This is a genomic window from Aerococcus agrisoli, assembly GCF_003797145.1.
Lineage (GTDB): Bacteria > Bacillota > Bacilli > Lactobacillales > Aerococcaceae > Aerococcus > Aerococcus agrisoli.
In genome coordinates this window covers 21899-46197 of the sequence record NZ_RKMG01000001.1, presented here as the reverse complement: position 1 = coordinate 46197, position 24299 = coordinate 21899, and the positions used below count along the sequence as shown (strand labels likewise).

Here is a 24299-nt window from a genome sequence, read left to right as displayed (position 1 = left end):
TGCTTCGTTAAGATCCGAATATCCGAAACTTTGATAAAAGTGATTAACGTAACCACTCGTTGTTTCTTTCAACATCCGTGAAGGCACCAGGTTCTGTAGTATCACCCTTGGCCCAAGTTTGTTCCGCCATCACACGTGCTGATTGTGGTAGACCAAATAACTTGATGAAACCTTCTGCGTCATTTTGGTTGTAGATATCATCTTCACCAAATGTAGCTAAAGCATCTGAATATAATGAGTAAGGACTAGTCATACCAGCATCAATAATATTCCCTTTGTACAATTCCATATGAACCGTACCAGTTACATTTTTTTGTGTTTCATCTACAAACACTTGTAATGCTTTACGTAAAGGAGAGAACCATAAACCGTTGTACACTAAGTCAGCATATTTCAACGCCATACCTTGTTTGTAGTGTTGTGTGTCACGATCTAAAGTGATTTGTTCCAATTTTTCATGTGCGTGGTAAAGGATAGTTCCACCTGGTGTTTCATATACTCCACGTGATTTCATCCCAACTAAACGGTTTTCAACAACGTCTAAGATACCGATACCGTTAGCGCCACCTAATTCATTTAATTTTTCTAATAATGGAATGGCATCTAATTTTTCACCATTTACAGCAACTGGCACACCTGCTTCAAAAGTAACAGATACAGTTGTTTCTTGATCAGGTGCTTTTTGAGGAGATACACCTAATTCTAAGATTTCATCATATTTAGGTTTTGTTGTTGGATCTTCTAAATCTAAACCTTCATGGGATAAATGGAATAAGTTTTCGTCTTTAGAGTAGTTTGTTTCACGAGTAATAGGTAGTGGAATATTGTGCGCTTCTGCGTAGTCAAATTCTTGTTCACGAGATAAGATATCCCATTCACGCCATGGCGCAATAATCGTCATATGTGGATCAAATTCACGGATACCTAGCTCAAAACGAACTTGGTCATTCCCTTTACCAGTACAACCGTGGACAATTGCGTCACAGCCTTCTTGATGGGCAATTTCTACCATACGTTTGGCGATTAAAGGACGCGCGAAGGCTGTCCCTAATAAGTATGTTGATTCGTATTTAGCACCTGCTTGAATTGCTGGGAAGATGTAGTCAGTAATGAATTCTTCACGTAAATCTTCTACGTATAACTTGGTCGCACCACAATCAATAGCTTTTTGTTTTAAGAATTCAAAATCGTCATCTTGCCCAACGTTACCAGTCATACCGATAACTTCACAGTTGTTGTAGTTTTCTTTTAACCAAGGAATGATAACTGACGTATCTAATCCACCAGAATATGCTAATAATACTTTTTTGATCTCGTTTTTGTTTGTTGCCATGAATAAAGCCTCCTAAAAATTTTTAAAATATTTTATGCGTTTCTTATGCGTATTTTTTGTTCATTTTTCTTTCATATACATTCAATAGTTGTGATAAAGCGTAGGTCATGATGAAGTAGATCACCATTGAGATGAATAAAGGTACAACCGCTTGGTAAGTAAGACCTGTTACGGCACGTGTTTGGAAAGTTAATTCTGCAACCCCGATTGTTGATACAATAGAAGATTCTTTAATCAAGGTAATAAATTCATTCCCTAATGACGGCCAAATTGATCTTAGTGATTGTGGGAAAACAACTTTACGCATTGTTTGCCAGTAATTTAAACCAAGCGAACGCGCAGCTTCAGATTGACCCTTATCTACTGATTGCACACCACCACGGATAATCTCAGCAATATAAGCACCTGAGTTCATTGAAACAGAAACCAAACCTGCTGTTAATGTAGACCAACCGAAAATTGAACCAACACCTAAGAACATGAATAATACTTGAATCATCAACGGTGTACCACGTACGAACTCAATGTAGAAACCAGCTAAGGCTTTCAAAATCGGGTTGTTTGTTAAACGCATCAAAGCTAAGATGATACCTAAAATCATACCGAAGAAGATAGATACTGCTGCGATTAGTAAAGTTGTTTTAATACCATCCCAGAAGTATGGCCAGTAAGTTAACCAAGAAGAACCTGATTGTTCACCAGCAATAATATCGAATGACGCTTCCGTCCAAGTTTCAATTAAATTTTGATCTTGCACATCTACTAAAATTTCATTTACCGCATTTTGTAATGACGGTTCATTTTCTGGAAGCCCAATTGATTTACCTTGGTCTTCAACAAAACCATCAAGATTTGAATCAACAACTGTTAACCCATCGTTTTCAGCAGCATTGGCACCCGCTACTGCATCATCCAGTAATACCCCATCCGCTTGACCTGAGATCAATGCTGCGATGGCATCCCCTGATTTACGCATTACCAACAAATCAGGATTTTCAAAGTAGTCATTTACATAAGACTCTTGTAAGGTTGCTTCAGAAACGGCAATTGTATGTTCGCCATTTTCAAATGATGTATAATCAACAATTTCATTTTCTTCGCCTTCACGAATGACGATACTTTGACCAGATTTTTCATATGAATCAGAGAAGTCGATTGACTCATCACGTTCTTCTGTCGCACCCATACCAGCGATGATCATATCAATCCCGCCCGTTTCAAGCGAAGCAATCAACGAACCAAATTCCATATCCACAACTTCAAGTTGCACGCCTAATTTTTCAGCAATATATTCAGCTAGGAAAATATCAATCCCCACAACCTCATTTTGACCATCCTTCAAGACGGTAAATTCATAAGGGGAATAACCAGACGCCGTCCCAACTTTCAGAACCCCACGTGTTTGAATTTCAGAAAGTAGGGTATCCTCTCCCTCAACAACTGCTGCAGCCTCTGGGCCAGTCCATTCACTTGCTAAAGCTTGCTTAGCTGGTGAAATAATCCCTAGTAATACCAACATGACAGTTACTAAATGCACACACTTTAACGCCCAATTTTTTTGTTTTGATTTTTTTGCCTTCGTAAACATTTGCCTCATCCTCCTATTTTCCCTATAAAAAAAGTCCACCTCTTCTAAATGAAGAGGCGGACGAAATATCCACGGTACCACTCTACTGCTGAAATTTTTCTGCACTAAAGTGATGTCCGATACATTCCACAACCAAACTCTTCTACACTGGATTCACTGACTGCCAAACTTTTCGGTCAACATCCAAGCAAATCATTCAAAAGGATTTCTAGAAATATACAAAAAGCCGCCCCTTCAAATGAAGAGGCGGTTAATATCCACGGTACCACTCTACTGCTGATGAAAAATCATCAACGCTTGAAGACTTAACGCGCCTAACGAATTGAGCTACTCAATATCTTCACCCAATTATCTCTGCAATGCGGTTCACAAACGTTTTTACATAGACCTTCCACCAATCGTCTACTCGCTTTGGAAAAATACTTTTGTTACTCTTTGCTTCTAAGATTTCATATTTCATATTTAATTTTTAAATCATTAGGACTAAACCATCGATTTTTAATTATTCTAATCTGTACTTAATATTTTGTCAACATTTTTATGAGCATTTTTTAATAATTATTTTATTTTCTCTCATTTGCAAACAAATTAGGCAATATTTGTGCGTACACGTTCAATCGCTGCTTGTACTGCTTCAGGAGCTGGACCGCCCGCAACGTTACGGCGATACACACAGTTTTTCAAGTCAATTGCTTCGTAGATATCGGCTTCAAACAAATCTGAGAATCCTTGGTACTCCTCTAATGTTAAGTCTTCCAAGGCCTGATCTTTTTCCGTACAATAAGCCACTAAATTACCTGAAATCTTGTAAGCATCACGGAAAGCCATGCCCTTGTTAGTTAAATAATCCGCACAGTCCGTTGCATTCAAGAATCCTGAACCACAAGCGGCGTACATACGATCAGCGTCTACAATCGTTGCTTCTAACATGCCAGGCAATAGTGATAACATTGCTTTCACATGATCAATCCCGTCGAATAACTGCTCTTTAATTTCCTGCATGTCCTTGTCATAGGCTAACGGAATACCCTTCATAATGGTTAAAACAGCCATCAAATCGCCGTACACGCGCCCTGTTTTCCCACGCATCAACTCATGAATATCAGCATTTTTCTTTTGTGGCATAATGGAAGATCCAGTTGAAAAAGCATCTGTCAGGCGAATGAAACGGAACTCTTGGCTCGACCACATAATCGTTTCCTCAGCGTAACGTGACATGTGCATAGACATAATCGACAAGGCTGACAAGAATTCAATGGCATAATCATTATTCGAAACCGCATCAATTGAATTCACAAATGGCGCTGTAAAACCATCAAGTTGTGACGTCGTATAGAATGGGTCAATTGGATATGATGAAGTCGCTAAGGCACCCGCACCAAGTGGCATGTCAGCCGCCACACGGTCATACAAGTCCTCGAAACGGCCCAAATCACGCACATACATCTGCGCGTAGGCCATCAAATAGTGGGCATATGTAATTGGTTGTGCCCGTTGTAAATGCGTATAACCAGGCATAATCGTGTCCAAATGTGCCTCAGCTTTGCTAATAATTGCTTGGATGGCCGTTTTGGTTTGATTGATAAAATCAGTCAACTCATCTAGGACATAAATACGCATAGCTGTCGCAACCTGGTCATTTCTAGACCGGCCTGTATGTACTTTTTTCCCGATTGTGCCTAAGCGTTCAGTTAACTCCGCTTCGATAAATGAATGCACATCTTCCGAAGTAAAATCAATTTGAAGACTGCCGTTAGCGTAATCTTGGCGCATTTGCTCTAACTCGTTAACTAATCGGTCAGTCTCTTCCAAAGGCAAAATACCTTGCTTACCTAACATGGCAGCATGTGCTTTTGAACCGCGCAAATCTGCATCCAACAAGCGGTAGTCAACCTGAATAGACTGGTTGAAATTGTATGCATCTTGAGACATCTCTTCATGAAATTTATTAGACCAAATGGCCATAGTGACACACTCCTTTAAATTTAACTTTGGTTAGGCTACATCCTAACACATATTCACGAGAATATTAACATTGTATGATAAAAAAGCAAACGTTTTTCTCATTTTACTTGTAGTTTGGTAGTTTTCGTATACGCAAAAAAGCTAGAAAATCCGCGGACTTTCTAGCTTTATATTTTTTTGAGAATTTATGGTGGTCCAGGATTGTGGGGATGGGTTTGGATTTTCCAGGATTACAGAATGGCTGCCCATTCTGGACAAAACGGCCCGAACTTTACACAATAAAATCTCGTTCTGTATAAAACAGGGGAAATCTTACAGAATGAAAATTCGTTCTGTATAAATCACCCCAACCTTTACAGAATGAAATTTCATTCAGGACAACACGACCCAAACCTTACAGAATAAAATCCCATTCAGGACAAATCCCCCTAATCTTTACAGAATACATCCTCATTCCGTAAAGCCACAAAGAACCTACAGAAGGATGGGTTGGTGCCTATATGATTCATCATTCTTATTTTTACCAAACCACCTTGATTTAGGCTTCCACATCAACAATGCTTGTATCCAATAAATTTGCTTCTTCAAATTGTTTAGCTACTTGTAGTAACAAATATTCATTTCCTTTGGCTGCAACAAACTGCGCCCCAATTGGGAGACCATCTGCCGTTTTATAGACAGGTAATGAAATTGCTGGTTGCCCTACCATGTTCACCAAAGATGTGTATGGTGAGCGCACGATACCTTTTTCAAAATGGTGCCAAATAATGTCTTGTTGGGCATCCTTGTCATAATCATCGATATGTTTTTCTTTTTCAACGAGCGTTTCCAAATCATCCGGCACTAATTCGCCATGAAGCGGTGCCGGCCCATTCGTTGCTGGGGTTAAAATCAAATCCATTTTTGACGCAAAATCCGCTTGCGAAGCCGCTGCCCATTGATCCCACTCATAAAGCAATTGGCTATAACGGTATGATGGGATTTTTAAACCAGCTCGGTAAATCGCCCACGTTAACGGCTCAACATCATCAAAAACTACAGGTCGTCCGCTTGCACGTTCAATATTATCCATCGTTGCCGCCGTTTCGACACTATTCATCTCAAAATAATTACGCATGTTTTCTGCGCGGTCAAAAGGTTCTTGATATTCAAACACTTCATGACCCCAGTCTCTTAATTGCGCAATTGTTTGATCTAGCAAAGCTTGCGCCTCTTCATGCAATGGCCAGTCCGCATTTAATTGCCCGATATAACCAATTTTCAGTGGTCGGTCCAAGGCCTTAAGCTCTGTTTCCTCAATCGTTGGCATGATAAATGGCGCATCCATTTGTTGTACCTGAAGGTTTTGTAAAAGGGTCCACGTATCTCTTACACTCTTGGTAAGTGCAAAATTGACCGCAGCACCTTGCCAACTACGGTAGGTAACCGGTCCAACCGCTACTCGCCCTCTTGATGGTTTTAAACCGATTAAGCCAGAATATGAAGCCGGCATTCGAATCGAACCACCGCCATCTGAGCCAAGCGCTAAAGGCACAATACCCGCCTTCAAAGCAGCCGCCGCCCCACCACTAGAACCACCAGGATTACGGCTTAAATCGATAGGCGAATTGACTGCACCAGTAATTTTCGCATCACTAATCCCTTTAAAACCAAATTCCGGTACATTGGTCCGGCCAAGAATCACAAAACCTGCCTTGATGATATCTTCAACCAAATGGTCTGTCTTCTGCATCAAAGAATCAAGCGTCAATTTCGAACCGCTTGAACTCAAGAAACCAGCTTGATTTTGCCCTAAATCCTTCAACAATGTTGGTACACCAAAGAAATCAGGTAAATCAGCCATTTCATCGTCACTCAAATTCGCAATATATGCATCATATTCTTTGGCTTTTGTCCGCGCATATTGGTCCTGTAAATAAATCACCGCGTTCAGTTTGGGATTCAAAGCCTCAATATTTTCTAAAGCCCACTCCACCAACTGCGTCACCGTGTATTTGCGCGCCTTAATTTGTTGCGCATAGTAGGTCGCATCTTCTGTAAATAGCATGTCAAAACTCCCTTCAAATCTTTGGGTTGCATCCGCATTTCAATATGGTTTTATTATATGCGAAAAAGGACGTATACGGGAAAAATTTATGATTGTGCCATACCCGATGATATTTCGCCAACAAAAAAAGAGCTGACGCCCCAGCGTCAACTCTTTCCTCTCATGCACTTAAACCCAGGTTTGACTGTGTTTTTGGCGCACTCTTTATTAATACATGCCTGCGTTTGGATCCATTTGTGGCATAGCAGGTTGTGGTTCTGGATGGTCAGCTACAGCAGCTTCAGTAGACAAGATTAAACCTGCAACTGAACCAGCATTTTGTAATGCTGAACGAGAAACTTTAGTTGGGTCAACGATACCAGCTTCGATCATGTTTACCCATTCGTTAGTAGCAGCGTTGAAACCAATGCCGTTTTCTTGTTCTTTTAGTTTTTCAACGATTACAGAACCTTCTAGACCAGCATTTTCAGCGATTTGACGTACAGGTGCTTCTAAAGCACGTAATACGATTTGTGCACCAGTTTGTTCGTCACCAGATAAGCTATCAGCTAATTCTGCAACAGCAGCTTTAGTGTTTACAAATGCAGTACCACCACCAGCTACGATACCTTGTTCAACGGCAGCGCGAGTTGCGTTCAATGCATCTTCAATACGTAATTTACGTTCTTTCAATTCAGATTCAGTAGCAGCACCAACTTTGATTACTGCAACACCACCAGCTAATTTAGCAAGACGTTCTTGTAATTTTTCACGGTCGTATTCTGAAGTAGTTTCTTCGATTTGTTTACGGATTTGAGCTACACGTTGTTCTAATTGTTCTTTGTTACCTGCACCTTCAACGATAGTTGTATCGTCTTTCGTTACAACGACACGGTTAGCAGAACCTAATTGAGCAACTGTAGCATCTTTCAATTCAAGACCTAAGTCTTCAGTGATCACTTGTGCACCTGTTAAAATAGATAAATCTTCTAACATTGCTTTACGACGGTCACCAAATGCTGGAGCTTTCACACCAACAACATTGAAAGTACCACGGATTTTGTTCAATACTAATGTTGGTAATGCTTCACCATCAATATCATCCGCAACTAATAACAAGGCACGTCCTTCTTGAACAACTTGTTCTAAGACTGGTAAGATGTCTTGGATATTAGAAATCTTTTTATCAGTTAATAAGATATAAGGATTTTCTAAAACAGCTTCCATCTTATCGTTGTCAGTTACCATGTATTGAGATAAGTAACCACGGTCAAATTGCATACCTTCAACAACATCTAAAGAAGTGTCGATAGATTGTGATTCTTCAATAGTGATAACACCATCTTGACCAACTTTTTCCATTGCTTCAGCAATCAATTCACCAGTTTCAGCGTCACCAGATGAAATAGATGCAACGTTAGCGATAGCACCTTTAGAATCAACAGGTACAGAAATTTCAGCTAAACGATCAGATGCAGCACGAACTGCCTTATCAATACCGCGACGGATACCAACTGGGTTTGCACCAGCAGTAACGTTTTTCATACCTTCTGTAACGATTGATTGTGTCAATACAGTTGCAGTAGTCGTACCGTCACCAGCGATGTCGTTTGTTTTAGAAGCAACTTCTGCAACTAATTTTGCACCCATGTTTTCAAAACGGTCTTCTAATTCGATTTCTTTCGCAATAGTTACACCGTCGTTAGTAATTAATGGTGAACCATAGCTTTGTTCCAATACCACGTTACGACCTTTAGGGCCAAGTGTTACTTTTACTGTATCTGCTAATTTATCAATACCGCGAACCATAGCTTGGCGTGCGTCTTCTGAAAATTTAATATCTTTTGCCATTATTTATTCACCTCATAAATTTCTCTATAATAATTGTTATGTAAAAAATATGAAAATTGACTAATCTACGATCGCGATAATGTCGCTTTCGCTAATGATTAAGAATTCTTCGCCATCTAATTCAAAAGTAGAACCTGCGTATTTTTCAAACAATACTCGGTCACCCTCTTTTAATTGAGAAGTAAAATCTTCAGTGTTTTCAGCGATTGCTTTCACAACACCTACTTGTTGTTTTTCTTTAGCAGCTGATGGTAATACAATACCTGAAACTGTTTGTTCCTTAGCTTCTTCAACTTGAATTACTGCACGTCCGTTTAACGGTTTAATCATTTTTGGTCCCTCCATATGATAAAAAAATCCACTAATTTCAAAGCATCACTGCTTGAGTAATTTACTATGTTAGCACTCAACATTGCTGACTGCTAACTACATCTATTATATTAAATCATTCAAAACCGAAATGCAAGAGAAAGGTTGACTTTTTTTGACCAATTTTTGACAAAAGGTCAAAAACCTTGATTTTATGCGAAACATAAGGTAGTTTATAATAGTAAATCTAGCGTGATCAAATACCCACGCCAACACAAAAGGTTTAAACATGACATAACCTAAACATGTCATCATCTGGCGGTGAAAACAAACCACACCGTCCATGCTAAAAGAGAGGATTGTCAGTACATATATGTTAAAAGCACCAGTTATATTCCTATTACTATTTAAAATCTTGTTCATTTTCGTTGCCATGACCTACGCTGTCGACAGCGTGCGCCTGACTGGATGGGATTGGACAGTTTACCTAACCATCGGGGTTGCTGCCTATGAAGTCGTTGATTTAATCAAAACCATCGATATTTTACGTTACATCAAACGCATCAAAAAATAATATGAAATGTGGCTGGGGCAAAAGACCCCAGCCATTTTTCATGTCGATTATTGAATAGCAGCTCATTCAATACAAATCCTTAAAATATTATGGAATGGCAGCTCATTCAATATAAATCCCCAAAATATTATGGAATGGGAGCTCATTCAATACAAATCCCCAAAATATTATGGAATGGAAATTCATTCAATACAAATCCCAAAATATTATGGAATGGCAGCCCATTCAATATAAATCCCCAAAATATTATGGAATGGAAATCTATTCTGTACAAACAAATAAAATATAAATATTTTCTCCAAAAGGTGCGAATTATTCTTTTAAAGAATGCTTCACGTCTTCTTATAAGCTTTTTCCAAAGTATCCTTCCCCAAAACCGTACAATTTTATTTAAAATCTTGCATATTATGCAAAAATACCTAAATTAATGCAAATTTTTTTGAACTTTGCTTGGTCATTTTCACAAAGTATGCCCAATAATGTACAAACTTGTTCTATTAAAAAGGTCGAGCCCCATCAAAGGCTCGACCTTATGTATTGATTATGAATTTGTTGAAATGAAATAGATCAATGTTTGTAGTTCGTTGGTGAAGTCTACATCTTGTACACGAATGTGGTCAGGCACATCCAAACGAACTGGTGTAAAGTTCAAGATACCCTTGATATTCGCATCATCTAAGGCTGGAATAAGTGTTTGTGCAACAGCATCCGGCACTGATAAAATCACGACTTCAATGTCCATTAAAGTTAATTGCTCTGTTAAATCTTTCATATCGTATACAGGCACGCCGTTGTGGACAGTACCAATGATGTCTTCGTTGATGTCAAAAGCCGCACCAATACGGATATTATTTGATTTTTTAAAGTTGAAGTTTAATAAGGCATTCCCTAAATTACCAACACCGATTAAAGCTACTGTAGTCAAACGATCTTGGCTCAATGTTTTACCGAAGAATTCAAGCAAGGCATCGATATCATAACCATAACCACGTTTTCCTAACGCACCAAAATATGAGAAATCACGACGAATCGTTGCACTTTCAACTTTAACAGCTTCACTCAACTCTGTTGATGAAACCCGTGTTTTGCCCATATTTTTGAATACGCGCAGGTAGCGATGATACAGTGGCAATCGCTTAGCGGTTGCTTTGGGTATTTTACGCATGTCCAATCCTCTTTTCTAATTCGAAATTTTTTTCTCACTTAGTATAGCAAGTTTGTGAAATGAACACAAGCAAATAACACTTACTAATTTATAGATAGCCAACATTTGCAATATTTTGTAAAACGTTTCCACAATTGCCGTCCATAAATATGTGGTAAAATGGTTCTGATTACTGAAGAAAGGATCATGCCGACTATGATCATACTACAAGGTGCTAACTTAGCCAGACGCTACGGCGTCGAAGTCATATTTGAAAATGTTCAAATGACTATCCAACATAACAGCCGCATCGCCCTCGTTGGCCGTAATGGTGCGGGTAAATCAACCCTACTTAAAATGCTTGCCAACATCGAGGAACCTGATGAAGGTCAAGTGTCATTAACCAAAGGCACCACCATCGCCTACATGGACCAACATACTGCCGTTTCCGGAGACCGTACCATTTATGAAGAAATGGTCTCTGTTTTTGAACCTGTCATCAAAATGTTGAAAGATTCAGAAGAAGCGGCTGCTGCTCTTGCCGATGAAAAATTAATGCAAGACCCTGAGGCTTACCAAACTGCCTTGAACCGCTACGATCAACTGCAAGAGGACTTGATCCGATTCAATGCGTATGGCTACGAGTCTGAAATCCGCATGGTTTTACACGGCTTCCAATTTTTCGACGAAGATTATGACCGTAAAATCTCGACATTATCAGGTGGTCAGCGTACGCGTTTGGCCCTAGCGAAGATTTTGTTAGAGAAACGCGACTTATTGATCCTCGATGAGCCGACCAACCATTTGGATATCGATACCTTAACTTGGCTTGAAAGCTATTTGCCAAAATATCCAGGTGCCCTATTGATTGTCAGCCATGACCGTTACTTCTTAGATGCCGTGACCAACGAAACGTACGAAATGGCGCACCAAGGCATTGACTACTATAAAGGAAATTATTCTTTCTATTTAGCTGAAAGAACGCAACGCTTAACCCTACAAATGAAAGCTTACGAGAAACAACAAGAAGAAATTGCCAAGCTAGAAGATTATGTAGCCCGCAACCTTGTTCGTGCGTCGACCACTAAAATGGCTCAGTCTCGCCGTAAGCAACTGGAAAAAATGGATAAAATCAAAAAGCCATTGCAAGATGAGAAATCAGCCCGCATTCAATTCTCGGTTGCTGAAGAATCCGGTAATGACGTATTGCAAACCAACAATTTAGCCGTTGGATACTCGCCAGATAAAATTTTATCCGAACCGATTTCCTTCCAAATGCGTAAACAGGAAGCTATCGCCATCGTGGGACCAAATGGTGTTGGGAAATCAACATTATTGAAGACAATTATCAAACAAATTCCTGCTATTAAAGGAACAATCAATTATGGTGCTCACCTACAAATCGGTTACTACGACCAAGAGTTGGGCAACTTAAACTCTCGTAAAGACGTGCTGCATGAATTATGGGACGAACACCCAACCATGATGGAACGCGATATCCGTACAATCCTGGGCTCATTCCTTTTCACAGGCAATGACGTCAACAAAATCGTCAACTCCCTATCCGGTGGTGAAAAAGCCCGTCTGGAACTAGCCAAATTGGCTCTTGAACATGATAACTTCCTGATTCTCGATGAGCCGACCAACCACTTGGACATCGACTCCAAAGAAGTCTTGGAAAATGCCCTGATCGAATACGACGGCACCCTGCTATTTGTTAGCCACGACCGTTACTTTATCAACCGCGTCGCGACATCCGTCCTTGAAATCAGCGCCGAAGGTTCAACCCTATACCTGGGCGATTATGACTATTATATTGCGAAAAAAGAAGCCGAGGCCGAACGACTAGCCCTGTTAGAGGCAGAAAACAATGCCAACCAAGCAACACCATCAGTCGACAACACGGCGGCACCTTCTGACAACAAACAAGCCTTCCAAATGTCAAAAGACAAACAACGCGAACAACGCAAACTGGAACGCCAATTGACACAATACGAAGACGACCTTGCCGCAATCGAAGAAGAAATTGAAGCCATTCAATTGGAAATGACCAAACCTGAATACCTCGACGACTTCACCAAACTAAATGATTTAAACGAAACCTTGCAAACCAAACAAGCCGAGCAAGAAAGTCTAATGGAAGCCTGGGAAGAAACCAGCATCGCCTTAGAAGAATTGTAATAGATAAGAAAAGGAGGCCATTCAGCCTCCTTTTTTCATGCCGATTATTGAATAGTCGCTCATTCGGGACGAATTCGCGATTTCTTACACAATAAAATTCCATTCGAGACAAATCACAACAATCGTACAGAATGAAATCTCATTCTGTACAAGTCAAAAAAGTCTTACACAATGAATTTTTATTCAGGATAGATTTCCAAAAGCTTACAGAACGAAATCTCATTCGGGACAAATTCCCAATTTCATACACAATAGTTGCTGATTCGGGACAATCAAAAAATTCCTAGTCTATTCCAAAATGAAAAGGAGGCCATTCAGCCTCCTTTTCTTATTTTATTCAACTACTTCAAATTCAAATGATGTTAAGTTGGTGAATTCCATGCGAACCTTGTCCCCAGCTTTGATTGGATTGGCTTTGGTCATACCACCTGTCATGATTGGTACGCCTGCTGGCAATTTCTCGCCACGTTTATACAAAGCATTTGCCAAGAATACCACGGCATTGGCTGGATGATGGGCCACATCTTTCCCGTAACCTTCGTCGATTTTTTCATCATTGATATACACTTCAGCATGCTCATTCAAAATATCCACATCTTCAATCTTGAAGTGTTCTTTAGAATAAATCGCCCCTTGGCAAGAGGTATTGTCCGCAACCACATCTTCTAGTGAAAAACGGAAACCATGATAGCGTGAGTCGACAACTTCAACTGATGAGTAGACATAATCGATTTTTTCCATGACCTCATCAAACGTCACATCCTCTTGATAGATATCTTCTTTCAAGACAATAGCAATTTCAGGTTCCACTCGTGGATGGATGAAACGGCTCAATGACAATGGTTCATGGTTGTATGAAATCATGTAATCAAACAAAATTCCATATACTGGTTGGTCAACATTCAACTGTTTGATTTTCGCAGGTGAGGTCAAACCAATTTTATAGGCTGCTGGTTGGCCGTCCGTTTCTTTTTTCAAAGCCACGACTTTATCTTGAATATCATAGGCTTCACTTTCGGTAAATTTCTCGTTAAAAATCTCCGACACATTGTCAATCGCTGTGCGGTCGTGCTCAGTTTGATACAAAAATTGGGCAATCTCTTGTTTCTTCGCTTCTTCCATTTGGGTCACTCCTTATAATCAAAAATCTACATCATCAACATCAAAACTATTCAATCACTTTCAAACGGTCAAAGCCGAAACATTTCGCCGGATTGTCCTTAATCATCTTACTAATATCTTCTTCACTCACGTCATAGTCGTCATGTAATAGGGTTAAAAAGTTGTACAAACCTTCAACCGGAGAGCCATTCGCTTTTTGGCCAAAGTCCGTATCAATAATAATTCTGTCCGCACCAACAGCATCAATCATGTCTTTGGCAACCTGCAAAGGAATCACATTTTCAACGACTGAGTGGCCGCCTTCAAACACGCAGGCATTGATTTCAATATAGGCGCCCATGTCTGCCCACTTGACCATATCCGCAATCGTGGCGTCTACCTGATAGTGCGGATGGGTCACGACTATCCTTTTCACACCAAGATCTAAAGCCTTTTTCACGACGGCATCGACTTCTTCAGGATAGCCGTGACCGGTACCGAGCACCATGTCATGGTCAGCCATATATTGCAGGCAGGCTACCGCTTCCGGAACCACCTCACCCTTGTCGTCCGTGTAAGCCAAAGGGATTTCCTCAAGCGCTGATTCCGCAGCCCCCACGAAGCCCTCTTTACGCGTTTCCAGGTGCATGCGACTTGAAACAGTTGGGAAATACACCATCGCTGCACCGTAATTGAAGGCTGTATCCACCGCAAAGACGTTGAAGCCACCGACTGAATTGTTGAGCACCAAAGCCCCGTACGCCCGCGTTGGACCCGGATTGTGCTTATTGATCATGGCCGTACCCAGTAAAGCCGGCACATTGTGGTCCTTCACAACAAAACCCGCGTAGCCCGCCGCCGATGCCTCCTGATACATCTCATAAGCATCCTCAAAACGCTTCGCAGACGATGGCCCAGCGTGCACATGTACATCATAAGCGCCCTGCAAAATACTTCTATCCATTGAAACAGCCTCCTATAATTAAATTTCCATGAGAATAATATACCCTAATTGTAACAAAGCTAGTTTTTATTTCAAGACTAATTCTCATTTATTTTTAATTTTTGTGAAAAAGACAGCTTTCATCTAAGCTCAGGAAACTTGGGTACAAAAAAACGCCTAGAACAAAGAAGTTCCGAGCGTTCACCAACCACTAATAAGGATGAGAGAAAAGCGTTCAGCCCTCAACCAGTGGAAGAATAGTGCCGTGTCACATGCAATGTGACGCAAGCTATTCTGAAGTGGGCAGAGGGTTGCTTTTTCGAACTCGACTACTAGTGGTCCACAGTAACGATAATTTTACCTAAATTCTTGTTGTCTTCCATATAACGATGGGCATCCGGTAAGTCCGAGAAGTCAAAGGTGGTGTCGATTACCGGCGCAATGGTACCATCCGCAATCAAAGGAATCACGTCACGGTGAACATCCGCCGCCAAGTCAGCCTTATATTGATCAGAACGAACCGACAACAAAGTCCCTTCCAGTTTTACCCGTTTAAACAACAATTGCCCCATATTAAAATCAGGAACCTTTGTACCACCAAGCACACCAATCAAAATCCAACGACCGTCAACCCCGATTGCTTGGCTATTTTGGTTGGCGTAAGATGCGCCGATAAAGTCTAAAATCACATCAACGCCCTGCAAATTCGTCTCTTGCGCCACCACTTGCGCAAAATCCTCTTCTTTATAATTGACGACGCGTTTCGCCCCTAGCTTGGTCGCCAAGTCCAATTTATCCTGACGGCCAGCTGTGGCAATAATCTCGGCGTCGGACAGGTGGTGGGCCAGCTGAATCGCTGCGGTCCCTACCCCCGAACCAGCCGCGTGAATTAAGACGCGCTCGCCCTTTTTCAAAAAGCCCAACCAATACAGGGTTTGGTAGGCAGTCATGAAGGCCTCGGGAATGGCTGCGGCCGTTACGAAAGGTACGTTTTTGGGAAAAGTAATCGCCCGGCTCAAGGGAATGCTAGCGTACTCGGCATAGGCGCCGTGAACCACGATGCCCGCCACATGGTCGCCAACCGCTACATCCGCGTATTGACCGTCCGGATCGTTAATCGCAACAATCTCACCTGCGATTTCAATCCCAAGCACCCGGTCCACGAGTGGTGCCTCCGGATTCACACTGGTCCGAGACATCACGTCATGGCGGTTAATCCCAATTGCCTTCACCTTGACCAAAGCCTCACCAGGTTTGGCTTGCGGCGTTTCTAGCTCCACCATCTCAAAAACTTCAGGTCCGCCTGCATTATTTGCTGCCCATGCTTTCATAAGATTCTCCTTTACTGACTGTATTTACTTTAATGGTAACGCAAAAGCCGCCAAGAACCCAATCAGACGGCCCATCACTGACAGTTTTATTTTTTGATCTTTCTTCTTGCAGGCGTTTTCGCTAAAATGATCTTAATTGATTGAAAACGAAAGGTGATGGCGATGAAAGATATTTATGTAGTCGGGGCAATTTTGGTCCGCGACGGAAAAATTTTGTGTGCACAACGTGGGGGCGAAAAATCCCTGGCCTATCTGTGGGAGTTTCCAGGTGGCAAGATTGAAACTGGTGAAACACCCCAAACTGCCTTACACCGCGAATTAACTGAAGAATTGAAGATTGACGTGACCGTTTCTGGAGACATTTTTGACACGACAGCCTACGAATATGACTTTGGTCGCGTGCATTTATCGACGATTATTTGCCCATTAAATGCTGGTGTCGAACCAGTCTTAACCGAGCACGTAGCCATCAAATGGTTGGCACCAAGTGAACTAGACCAATTGGACTGGGCGCCAGCCGACCAACCTACAGTAGCTAAATTAGCTACTATGACCTTTGCCTAAAATAGAAGGGAGACGTTTATGGACTCATTAGTACAAGCGTTACATCACGCCTTTATCGACCAACAAACAGTCGGGTCGCACTATGATCCCAAACTGATCATTAACCAACCCGAAAAGAAAGAATTCTTACTCACCACGCTACAAGAGGAATTGGAAAACTGTACAAGTTTCACCTTTTCCGTGGCTTTTGTGACTGAATCTGGTCTGAACACATTGAAGACTTTCCTATCAGATTTACATCTCAAAGGCATTTCTGGCCGTTTATTGACCTCGACTTATCTCGATTTCAACCAGCCAGATGTCTTTGAAGCCCTCATGCGGATTCCAAATCTAGAAGTGCGTATGTCTGATAAAAAGGCCTTCCACGCCAAGGGTTACTTGTTTGAGCATGAAGACCATCAGTCATTTATTATTGGCTCTTCCAATCTGACCATTAATGCACTAAAAACCAACTACGAATGGAATATCAAGCTAACATCTTACGATCAAGGTGAAATCATTCGCCAAATGCAAGATCACTTGGACCAACAATGGGCGACGGCTAAGCCCCTCACCCAAGATTGGATTGATGCTTACCGAAAAAACTACAAACCAGCGACTTACCAACAAATCACCCAACTCCAAGACCCTATGTCCGACTATATCAAACCCAACAAAATGCAGATTCCTGCCCTTGATAGCCTGCAAGAATTGCGTGACGCCGGCGAAAATAAGGGTCTAGTCATTGCCGCAACTGGTACCGGGAAAACTTACTTAGCAGCCTTTGATGTCCGCCAATTTAACCCGAAAAAAATGCTTTTTGTTGTACACCGCGAACAAATCCTGCATTCGGCCATGGCATCCTTTAAAAAGATATTCGCTAAAGAACCTGACAGCAACTTTGGTTTCTATACCGGCAACAACAAGGACATCCAAGCTAGGTTCCTATTCGCAACCCAACAAACGCTGAATCGCGACCAACATCTCCACCAATTTGACCCAAGCGAATTCGACTATATCATTATCGATGAAGTTCACCGAGCAGGTAGTCCGTCATACCAAAAAATTCTCGATTACTTTACCCCTGAATTTTTACTTGGTTTGACCGCAACACCTGAACGTACCGATGGCTTCAATATTTACGACCTATTCGACTACAACATTGCCTACGAAATCCGCCTGCAAGATGCACTTGGGGAAGATTTGCTGGCACCCTTCCATTATTTTGGGGTAACCGATTATGAAAAAGATGGTGAAATCATCGATGATACCAGCGACCTAAGGCAACTAGTGGTTGATGAGCGCGTGGATTTCTTGATTGAACGGTTAAATTATTATGGTTTGGCCCATAAAAAAGTGAAAGGCCTTATTTTTTGTAGTCGCCGCGCAGAGGCCGCTACTTTGTCTGAAAAATTCAACGAACGTGGTTTCCATACAGTGGCACTTTCTGGTGCGGACAGTCAAGATGTCCGTAATGCCGCGGTTGAACGCTTGCGTAATGGACAACTGGATTATATTTTCACGGTGGATATTTTTAATGAAGGGATTGATATTCCGGAGATTAATCAAGTGGTGATGCTTCGTCAGACCCAATCCAGCATTATTTTTATCCAACAAATGGGACGTGGTCTCCGTAAATATAAGGATAAGGAATTTGTGAATATCATTGATTTCATTGGTAATTACAATAATAACTATCTGATTCCAGTCGCTTTAACGGGCGATACCAGTCGTAGTAAGGACAAATTGCGTCGCAACACCCAGGACACGAACTTCATTTCTGGATTGTCATCGATTAACTTCGAACAAATCGCTAAGGAACGGATTTTCCAATCGATTAATACAGCCAAGATGGATGCCGTTTCCGTTTTGAAAGAAGCCTATTTCCAATTAAAAGCACGCCTAAACCGTATGCCCATGTTGGTCGATTTCCAAGTTAGTCAAGCATTTGACCCACTACTCATCGCAAGCAAAAATAAAAACTATCCACAGTTCCTTGCTCGTATCCGAGAAATTGACATCACCTGGTCCAAAACAGCCGATGCTATTTTGAACTTCCTAACCAGCGAAGTTTTACCAGGCAAGCGTGCCCATGAATTCATTTTGGCCAAACATCTCTTGGATCATGATATACAGACCATGTCCTTTGATGACATTCGCGTCCTTTTCGCCAGTCATCAATTGCCAAACGACGACGAAACGATGATGTCCGTCTTGCGCATCCTTTCCACCGATTACTATGTCGCCAGCGCTAAGAAACAATTCGAACCTGGCAAACTGATTGATATCACAGTTAGCGGTCTAGTCTTATCTGATGGTTTTAAAGCTGCGAAAAATAATACTGCTTTCAAAACGCACTTAAACGACTTACTAGTTACAGCCAAACTACTTAGCGAATCTTATAATCACCAACAAGCACTGACCATCTATCAAAAATACTCGCGTCGTGAAGCCCTACGCTTCTTGCAATGGCAAGATCAGATGGTAGATTTGAATATTGGTGGCTATGTGTTAGACAAAGAACGTAAAGTCTTCACCATCTTTGTTACTATCGATAAAGGTGACGACTTCACCGGTGCCCTCGTTGCCTATGAAGATGCGCTTTTAGATAACAGCACCATGCATTGGTTCTCTAAAGCCGGTCGTTCCTTGAATTCACCAGAAATTCAAATTATGCAACACGCTGAAGAATGGGCCATCCACATGTTCGTCAAAAAATCCGATGACGACGGCTCCGACTTCTACTATCTTGGTCAAGTCAAACCAGACCCAACCACCATCAGTGAAGTGGTCAAAGACATTGGCGACGGCAAATCCAAAACCGTCGTACAAATGAATCTAGACTTTGACCAAGCTATCGATTATAAGCTTTACAAATATCTAAAATAAGCCCACAAAAAAAGCGCCCATCTTTCGATGAGCGCTTTTGGCTTTTAGCCGATTAAATTCATACTAACTTACAGCACAGAGTAGACAATGCTTAGAGCTGCTTCGTTCCCGATCTGACCCGGTTCACACCTCTACCCTTGCCGCAAGGTCTTTCGACAAATTTAATTATAGCATTTTCATACATCCTTTGTAAAGGGAAAGTATGAAAACACCCATTTGGCAACACCAAAAGCAACGCTCTATTCAACTATGAACTTTCATATTAGAGAAAAAAGGGATATTTCCAACTATGAAATCCCGTATTGAAAACAAGTAATAGTGCCAATAAGGAAAGTGTGGTGCAATCACCAACCCATCACAAATAATAAAATATTTGGTTGAAAATCACACGCCACAATCAACAGGACTATAAATTTATAGCCGTAGGCGGAAGTGTATGTCCTTTAGCCGTGAAAGAGGATGAAATCGAGAACTTGGCTCGACTTCAAGCCGAGAGACCTTGGCTCTCGGCGGTCCCACGGCTCTTAAAGGACAATACACGACAAGCCAAAGGCTCATAAAAATAGCAATCTCTAAACTAAAGTCGAAGACACATGCAACAATAGCCGAAGGCCAAAGCTCACTAACTAAACAAAAAAAGGAATCGGCATTTAAGCCAATTCCCTTTATTTTACATTATCCCATGTCTTTAACTTTAATCATACGTGTGATTGACGCACGTTCGTTTTCGTCCAGTTTCATTTGGATATATTTAATTGTTTCCTTGAAATTCGGAATCATACGGTACTCAAGTGCATTTACACGGCGACGTGTCGACTCGATTTCCGTTGCCATCAACTGGCAAGTCTTCTCGATCTCACTTAACTTCAATAACTTAGGCATCACTTCATTCAGAACCTCAATCGCATCATCCAACTCACTAGAAGTATTCAAATAACCATATTTCAGTTCCTTATCATCATTGCCCTCAGCCGTCTCATCATAAGAAAAAGACATCTCAGGCACAATAACAGACATAATATTCTTACGCGAAATCTCTAAATTGGTTTGCTTCGTCGGCAAAGCCACGATTTCTTCCATAAAAGCATCATTCATCGAAGACGACGCCAAGACAAAGTTCTTCAAAGCACCAGATAATTCGTCCTCCACCTCATTACGAAGTCGGTTGTTCTCCTTGATTAGGTCGATAAACTGACGCATCAATTCGTCCTGCTTATCCTTTAATAAATCATACCCATTCTCAGCAACCTTAAGGCGCGCTTTAAGCGTGCTCAACTCCATACGGGTAGGTTTCACATTTAGCGCATTTGCCATCTAAGATCACTCTCCTTCAGTTGAAGGCATGTATTCGTTAATCAAATCATCTTTAATACGTGTTAATTCTGTACGAGGTAAAATATGTAACAATTCCCAAGCCAAGTCTAACGTATCTTGGATTGTACGGTTTGTTTCGAAACCTTGGTTCACGTATTTATCTTCGAAAGCAGTCGTAAATTCAACGTATTTCTTATCTGTTTCAGATAAAGCAGACTCACCCAATACTTGAGACAATTCTTTGGCTTGTTTACCTTTAGCATAAGCCGCAAACAATTGGTTCATTGTCGCTGCATGGTCTTTACGTGTCTTACCTTCACCAGTACCCTTGTCTTTTAGACGAGACAATGATGGCAATACATTGATTGGCGGTTCAATTCCGCGTGAATCTAAGTCACGGTCTAGAATGATTTGCCCTTCTGTAATATAACCAGTCAAGTCAGGGATTGGATGTGTAATATCATCTTCTGGCATGGTTAAGATAGGAATTTGTGTTACAGAACCTTTAGAGCCCTTAATACGTCCTGCACGTTCGTATAAGGTTGATAGGTTTGTATACAAGTAACCTGGGTAACCACGACGACCTGGTACCTCACGACGGGCAGCAGATACTTCACGTAAAGCTTCGCAGTAGTTGGTCATATCAGTCATAATAACCAATACTTGCATGTCTTTTTCGTAAGCTAAGTATTCTGCAGCAGTTAAGGCAATTTTCGGCGTAGCCAAACGTTCGATTGAAGGTTCATCCGCCAAGTTAATAAATAGCACTGAACGGTCGATTGCACCTGTTTCACGGAATGATTCTTTGAAGTATTCCGCTTCTTCGAAGGTTACACCCATAGCAGCAAAGACAACGGCGAATTGTTCGTCGTCACCGATTACAGACGCTTGACGCGCGATTTGGGCTGCCAATTCTTTATGTGGTAAACCTGAACCAGAGAAAACTGGTAATTTTTGGCCACGAACAAGTGTATTCAAGTGGTCAATCGTAGAGATACCCGTTTGAATAAATTCATCCGGATAGTCACGTGCCATTGGGTTGATTGCTTGACCGTTGATATCGCGACTTTCGTCAGCAATAATTTCAGGACCGCCATCTTTGATGTTACCTAAACCATCAAAGACACGACCAATCATATCTTCTGAAACACCAAATTCAAGTGGACGCCCTTGGAAGCGGACTTTCGTATCTTGTAAGTTGATACCAGAACCACCACCATAGATTTGTACAACAGCGCGAGATTCTTGAACTTGTAGTACTTGTCCAATACGTGTTTCGCCTGTTTGCATTTGAATTTCAACTAGTTCATCGTAGCTTACGCCTTCAACGTCATCAACAATCATTAAGGGACCGTACACATCTGAGATTGATTTATATTCTTTTAACATTATGCGTGTGCGCCTCCTTTCACGATTTCTGCCATTTTGGCTTTGATTTCATCGTTAATTGCGTCGATTTGGTCTAATTGATCTTCTGGGATGAATTTAGAACGAACGATGCTTTCACGTAAATCAACTGTATTTTCAGCGATTTCTTGGTAGTATGCACCTTTATCCATTGCTGCACGCGCTTCAGTGTTGAAGGTTAAAATGTTGAACAACATTTTTTCTTGTTTCTTAGCTGATGTCGTTGTATCCACATCATCAAAGGCATTTTGTTGTAAGTAACCTTCACGAATCATCGCTGCAACTAATAAAGTCATTTTATCCGTTTCAGATAAAGCATCTAAACCAACTAATTGGACAACTTCTTGCAAGCTGTCTTCTTCAGTTAGGATTGTCATAGCTGTTTGCACCCATTTACCCCAATCAACGCCTAGTTCTTCTGCTACACCCTTGTTGATATCAGTATCGTAAAGTGAGTAAGAGTTTAACCAGTTAATTGCTGGGAAGTGACGTTGTTGTGAAAGTCTTGCGTCTAACGACCAGAACACTTTTACAACACGTAAAGTATTTTGGGTAACCGGTTCAGATGTATCCCCACCTGGAGGCGAAACGGCACCTACAGCAGTTACAGAACCAACACGTCCTTCGCTACCTAATGTACGCACAACACCTGCACGTTCATAGTATTCAGCGATACGTGAACCTAGGTAAGCTGGGTAACCTTCATCACCAGGCATTTCTTCTAGACGACCAGACATTTCACGCAATGCTTCCGCCCAACGAGAAGTTGAATCGGCCATGATGGCTACTGAGTAACCCATGTCACGGAAGTATTCAGCAATCGTGATACCTGTATACACAGAAGCTTCACGCGCTGCTACCGGCATGTTTGACGTATTGGCAATTAAAACCGTACGCTCCATGATTGATTCACCAGTTTTAGGGTCAATCAACTCAGGGAATTCGTTAATAACGTCAGTCATTTCGTTACCACGTTCACCACAACCAACGTAAACCACGATGTCTACATCAGCATATTTAGCGATTTGGTGTTGCACAACTGTTTTACCAGCACCGAAAGGCCCTGGAACGGCTGCTGCCCCACCCTTAGAGATTGGGAAAAATGTGTCGATTACGCGTTGACCAGTTGTCATAATAGTCTTAGGTGCAAATTTTTCCGCGAATGGGCGACCTTTACGTACAGGCCATGTTTGCACCATAGTGAATGATTGCTCACCTTGTTCAGTGTCTAATACATACACGTTATCGTTAAGGGTAAAATCACCTTCTTGAATTGATTTCACTGTACCGGATACGCCAACTGGCACCATGATACGGTGGTCAATTACGGCACCTTCTTTAACTGTACCAACGATGTCACCTGCAGATACCTGTGTACCTGCTTCAACAGTCGGTACGAAATGCCATACTGCAGTACGGTCTAGGGGATCGATTTGAACCCCACGTTCTAAGTAATTAGATTCAGTTGTATCCAAGAATTCTTGTAATGGACGTTGGATACCGTCGAACATTTTTGTCAACATACCTGGTCCTAATTCAACAGATAATGGATGACCAGTTGTCACCACTTTTTGTCCAGGTTTTAGTCCCGAAGTTTCTTCGTAAACCTGAATAGAAGCGACGTCACCGTGCATTTCTAGGATTTCTCCTGTTAATTGTAGTTCTCCTACTAAACAAATATCACGAACAGCTGCTTCTTCCATGCCACTTGCTTTAATCAGTGGACCAGAAACTTCAATGATTTTTCCGTCTTTCAAAACTGTTCCTCCCTCTTATCATTTTCTATGTTTACTTGTACGT

General features: G+C 41.4%; 17 protein-coding genes, 1 other RNA gene and 1 other annotated feature. Of the genes, 4 read left to right on the top strand and 14 right to left on the bottom strand.

Annotated elements, in window-relative coordinates:
* Positions 1-43: 43 nt before the first annotated feature.
* The 6 genes from EF384_RS00190 to EF384_RS00165 all read right to left on the bottom strand — a co-directional run bounded on the left by EF384_RS00190 (position 44) and on the right by EF384_RS00165 (position 9093).
* Positions 44-1333, bottom strand: coding sequence for an argininosuccinate synthase (locus EF384_RS00190; protein WP_123778992.1), 1290 nt, complete (start codon positions 1331-1333; stop codon positions 44-46).
* A gap of 43 nt (positions 1334-1376) precedes the next feature.
* Positions 1377-2921 carry an ABC transporter substrate-binding protein/permease gene (locus EF384_RS00185; RefSeq protein ID WP_123778991.1) on the bottom strand — a complete coding sequence of 515 codons (1545 nt, stop codon included), beginning with the start codon at positions 2919-2921 and terminating at the stop codon, positions 1377-1379.
* 239 nt (positions 2922-3160) lie between these two features.
* Positions 3161-3374: a binding site (T-box leader), on the bottom strand.
* 135 nt (positions 3375-3509) lie between these two features.
* Complete coding sequence (gene argH, locus EF384_RS00180; RefSeq protein WP_123778990.1) at positions 3510-4886, bottom strand: argininosuccinate lyase; 1377 nt, start codon at positions 4884-4886, stop codon at positions 3510-3512.
* Between the two features lie 538 nt (positions 4887-5424).
* Positions 5425-6933, bottom strand: coding sequence for an amidase (locus tag EF384_RS00175; RefSeq protein ID WP_123778989.1), 1509 nt, complete (start codon positions 6931-6933; stop codon positions 5425-5427).
* A gap of 207 nt (positions 6934-7140) precedes the next feature.
* On the bottom strand, positions 7141-8763 hold the full coding sequence (gene groL / locus EF384_RS00170) for a chaperonin GroEL (RefSeq protein WP_123778988.1): 1623 nt from the start codon (positions 8761-8763) through the stop codon (positions 7141-7143).
* Between the two features lie 60 nt (positions 8764-8823).
* A complete protein-coding gene (locus EF384_RS00165; RefSeq protein ID WP_123778987.1) occupies positions 8824-9093 on the bottom strand; it encodes a co-chaperone GroES in 270 nt (89 codons plus the stop codon).
* Positions 9094-9445: 352 nt separating this feature from the next.
* Between EF384_RS00165 and EF384_RS00160 the strand changes: the two genes are divergently transcribed.
* On the top strand, positions 9446-9646 hold the full coding sequence (locus tag EF384_RS00160; RefSeq protein ID WP_123778986.1) for a hypothetical protein: 201 nt from the start codon (positions 9446-9448) through the stop codon (positions 9644-9646).
* 541 nt (positions 9647-10187) lie between these two features.
* Here the strand turns inward: EF384_RS00160 and EF384_RS00155 are convergent.
* Positions 10188-10811 (bottom strand): redox-sensing transcriptional repressor Rex, encoded by a 624-nt coding sequence (locus tag EF384_RS00155; protein WP_123778985.1) that lies wholly within the window; start codon positions 10809-10811, stop codon positions 10188-10190.
* 195 nt (positions 10812-11006) lie between these two features.
* Here EF384_RS00155 and EF384_RS00150 point away from each other — a divergent pair, with 195 nt between their 5' ends.
* On the top strand, positions 11007-12971 hold the full coding sequence (locus EF384_RS00150) for an ABC-F family ATP-binding cassette domain-containing protein (RefSeq protein WP_123778984.1): 1965 nt from the start codon (positions 11007-11009) through the stop codon (positions 12969-12971).
* 333 nt (positions 12972-13304) lie between these two features.
* Here the strand turns inward: EF384_RS00150 and EF384_RS00145 are convergent, their stop codons facing one another.
* The 3 genes from EF384_RS00145 to EF384_RS00135 all read right to left on the bottom strand — a co-directional run bounded on the left by EF384_RS00145 (position 13305) and on the right by EF384_RS00135 (position 16346).
* Positions 13305-14093, bottom strand: coding sequence for a 2-keto-4-pentenoate hydratase (locus EF384_RS00145; protein WP_123778983.1), 789 nt, complete (start codon positions 14091-14093; stop codon positions 13305-13307).
* Positions 14094-14139: 46 nt separating this feature from the next.
* On the bottom strand, positions 14140-15036 hold the full coding sequence (locus tag EF384_RS00140) for a DUF6282 family protein (protein WP_123778982.1): 897 nt from the start codon (positions 15034-15036) through the stop codon (positions 14140-14142).
* 311 nt (positions 15037-15347) lie between these two features.
* Complete coding sequence (locus EF384_RS00135) at positions 15348-16346, bottom strand: NAD(P)H-quinone oxidoreductase (protein WP_123778981.1); 999 nt, start codon at positions 16344-16346, stop codon at positions 15348-15350.
* Between the two features lie 162 nt (positions 16347-16508).
* Here EF384_RS00135 and EF384_RS00130 point away from each other — a divergent pair, with 162 nt between their 5' ends.
* Positions 16509-16910: a (deoxy)nucleoside triphosphate pyrophosphohydrolase gene (locus EF384_RS00130; protein WP_123778980.1), complete on the top strand. Its 402-nt coding sequence runs from the start codon at positions 16509-16511 to the stop codon at positions 16908-16910.
* A gap of 18 nt (positions 16911-16928) precedes the next feature.
* A complete protein-coding gene (locus EF384_RS00125) occupies positions 16929-19778 on the top strand; it encodes a DEAD/DEAH box helicase (protein ID WP_123778979.1) in 2850 nt (949 codons plus the stop codon).
* 54 nt (positions 19779-19832) lie between these two features.
* On the opposite strand, the gene ffs is transcribed toward EF384_RS00125, so the two are convergent.
* From ffs to EF384_RS00105, 4 genes are all read right to left on the bottom strand, one after another.
* An RNA gene (gene ffs / locus EF384_RS00120) (signal recognition particle sRNA small type) lies at positions 19833-19932 on the bottom strand.
* A gap of 521 nt (positions 19933-20453) precedes the next feature.
* Complete coding sequence (locus tag EF384_RS00115) at positions 20454-21092, bottom strand: V-type ATP synthase subunit D (RefSeq protein WP_123778978.1); 639 nt, start codon at positions 21090-21092, stop codon at positions 20454-20456.
* A gap of 6 nt (positions 21093-21098) precedes the next feature.
* Positions 21099-22481 carry a V-type ATP synthase subunit B gene (locus EF384_RS00110; protein WP_123778977.1) on the bottom strand — a complete coding sequence of 461 codons (1383 nt, stop codon included), beginning with the start codon at positions 22479-22481 and terminating at the stop codon, positions 21099-21101.
* Positions 22481-24256 carry a V-type ATP synthase subunit A gene (locus EF384_RS00105; RefSeq protein ID WP_123778976.1) on the bottom strand — a complete coding sequence of 592 codons (1776 nt, stop codon included), beginning with the start codon at positions 24254-24256 and terminating at the stop codon, positions 22481-22483. The genes EF384_RS00110 and EF384_RS00105 overlap by 1 nt, the downstream gene beginning before the upstream one ends.
* Positions 24257-24299: the final 43 nt, after the last annotated feature.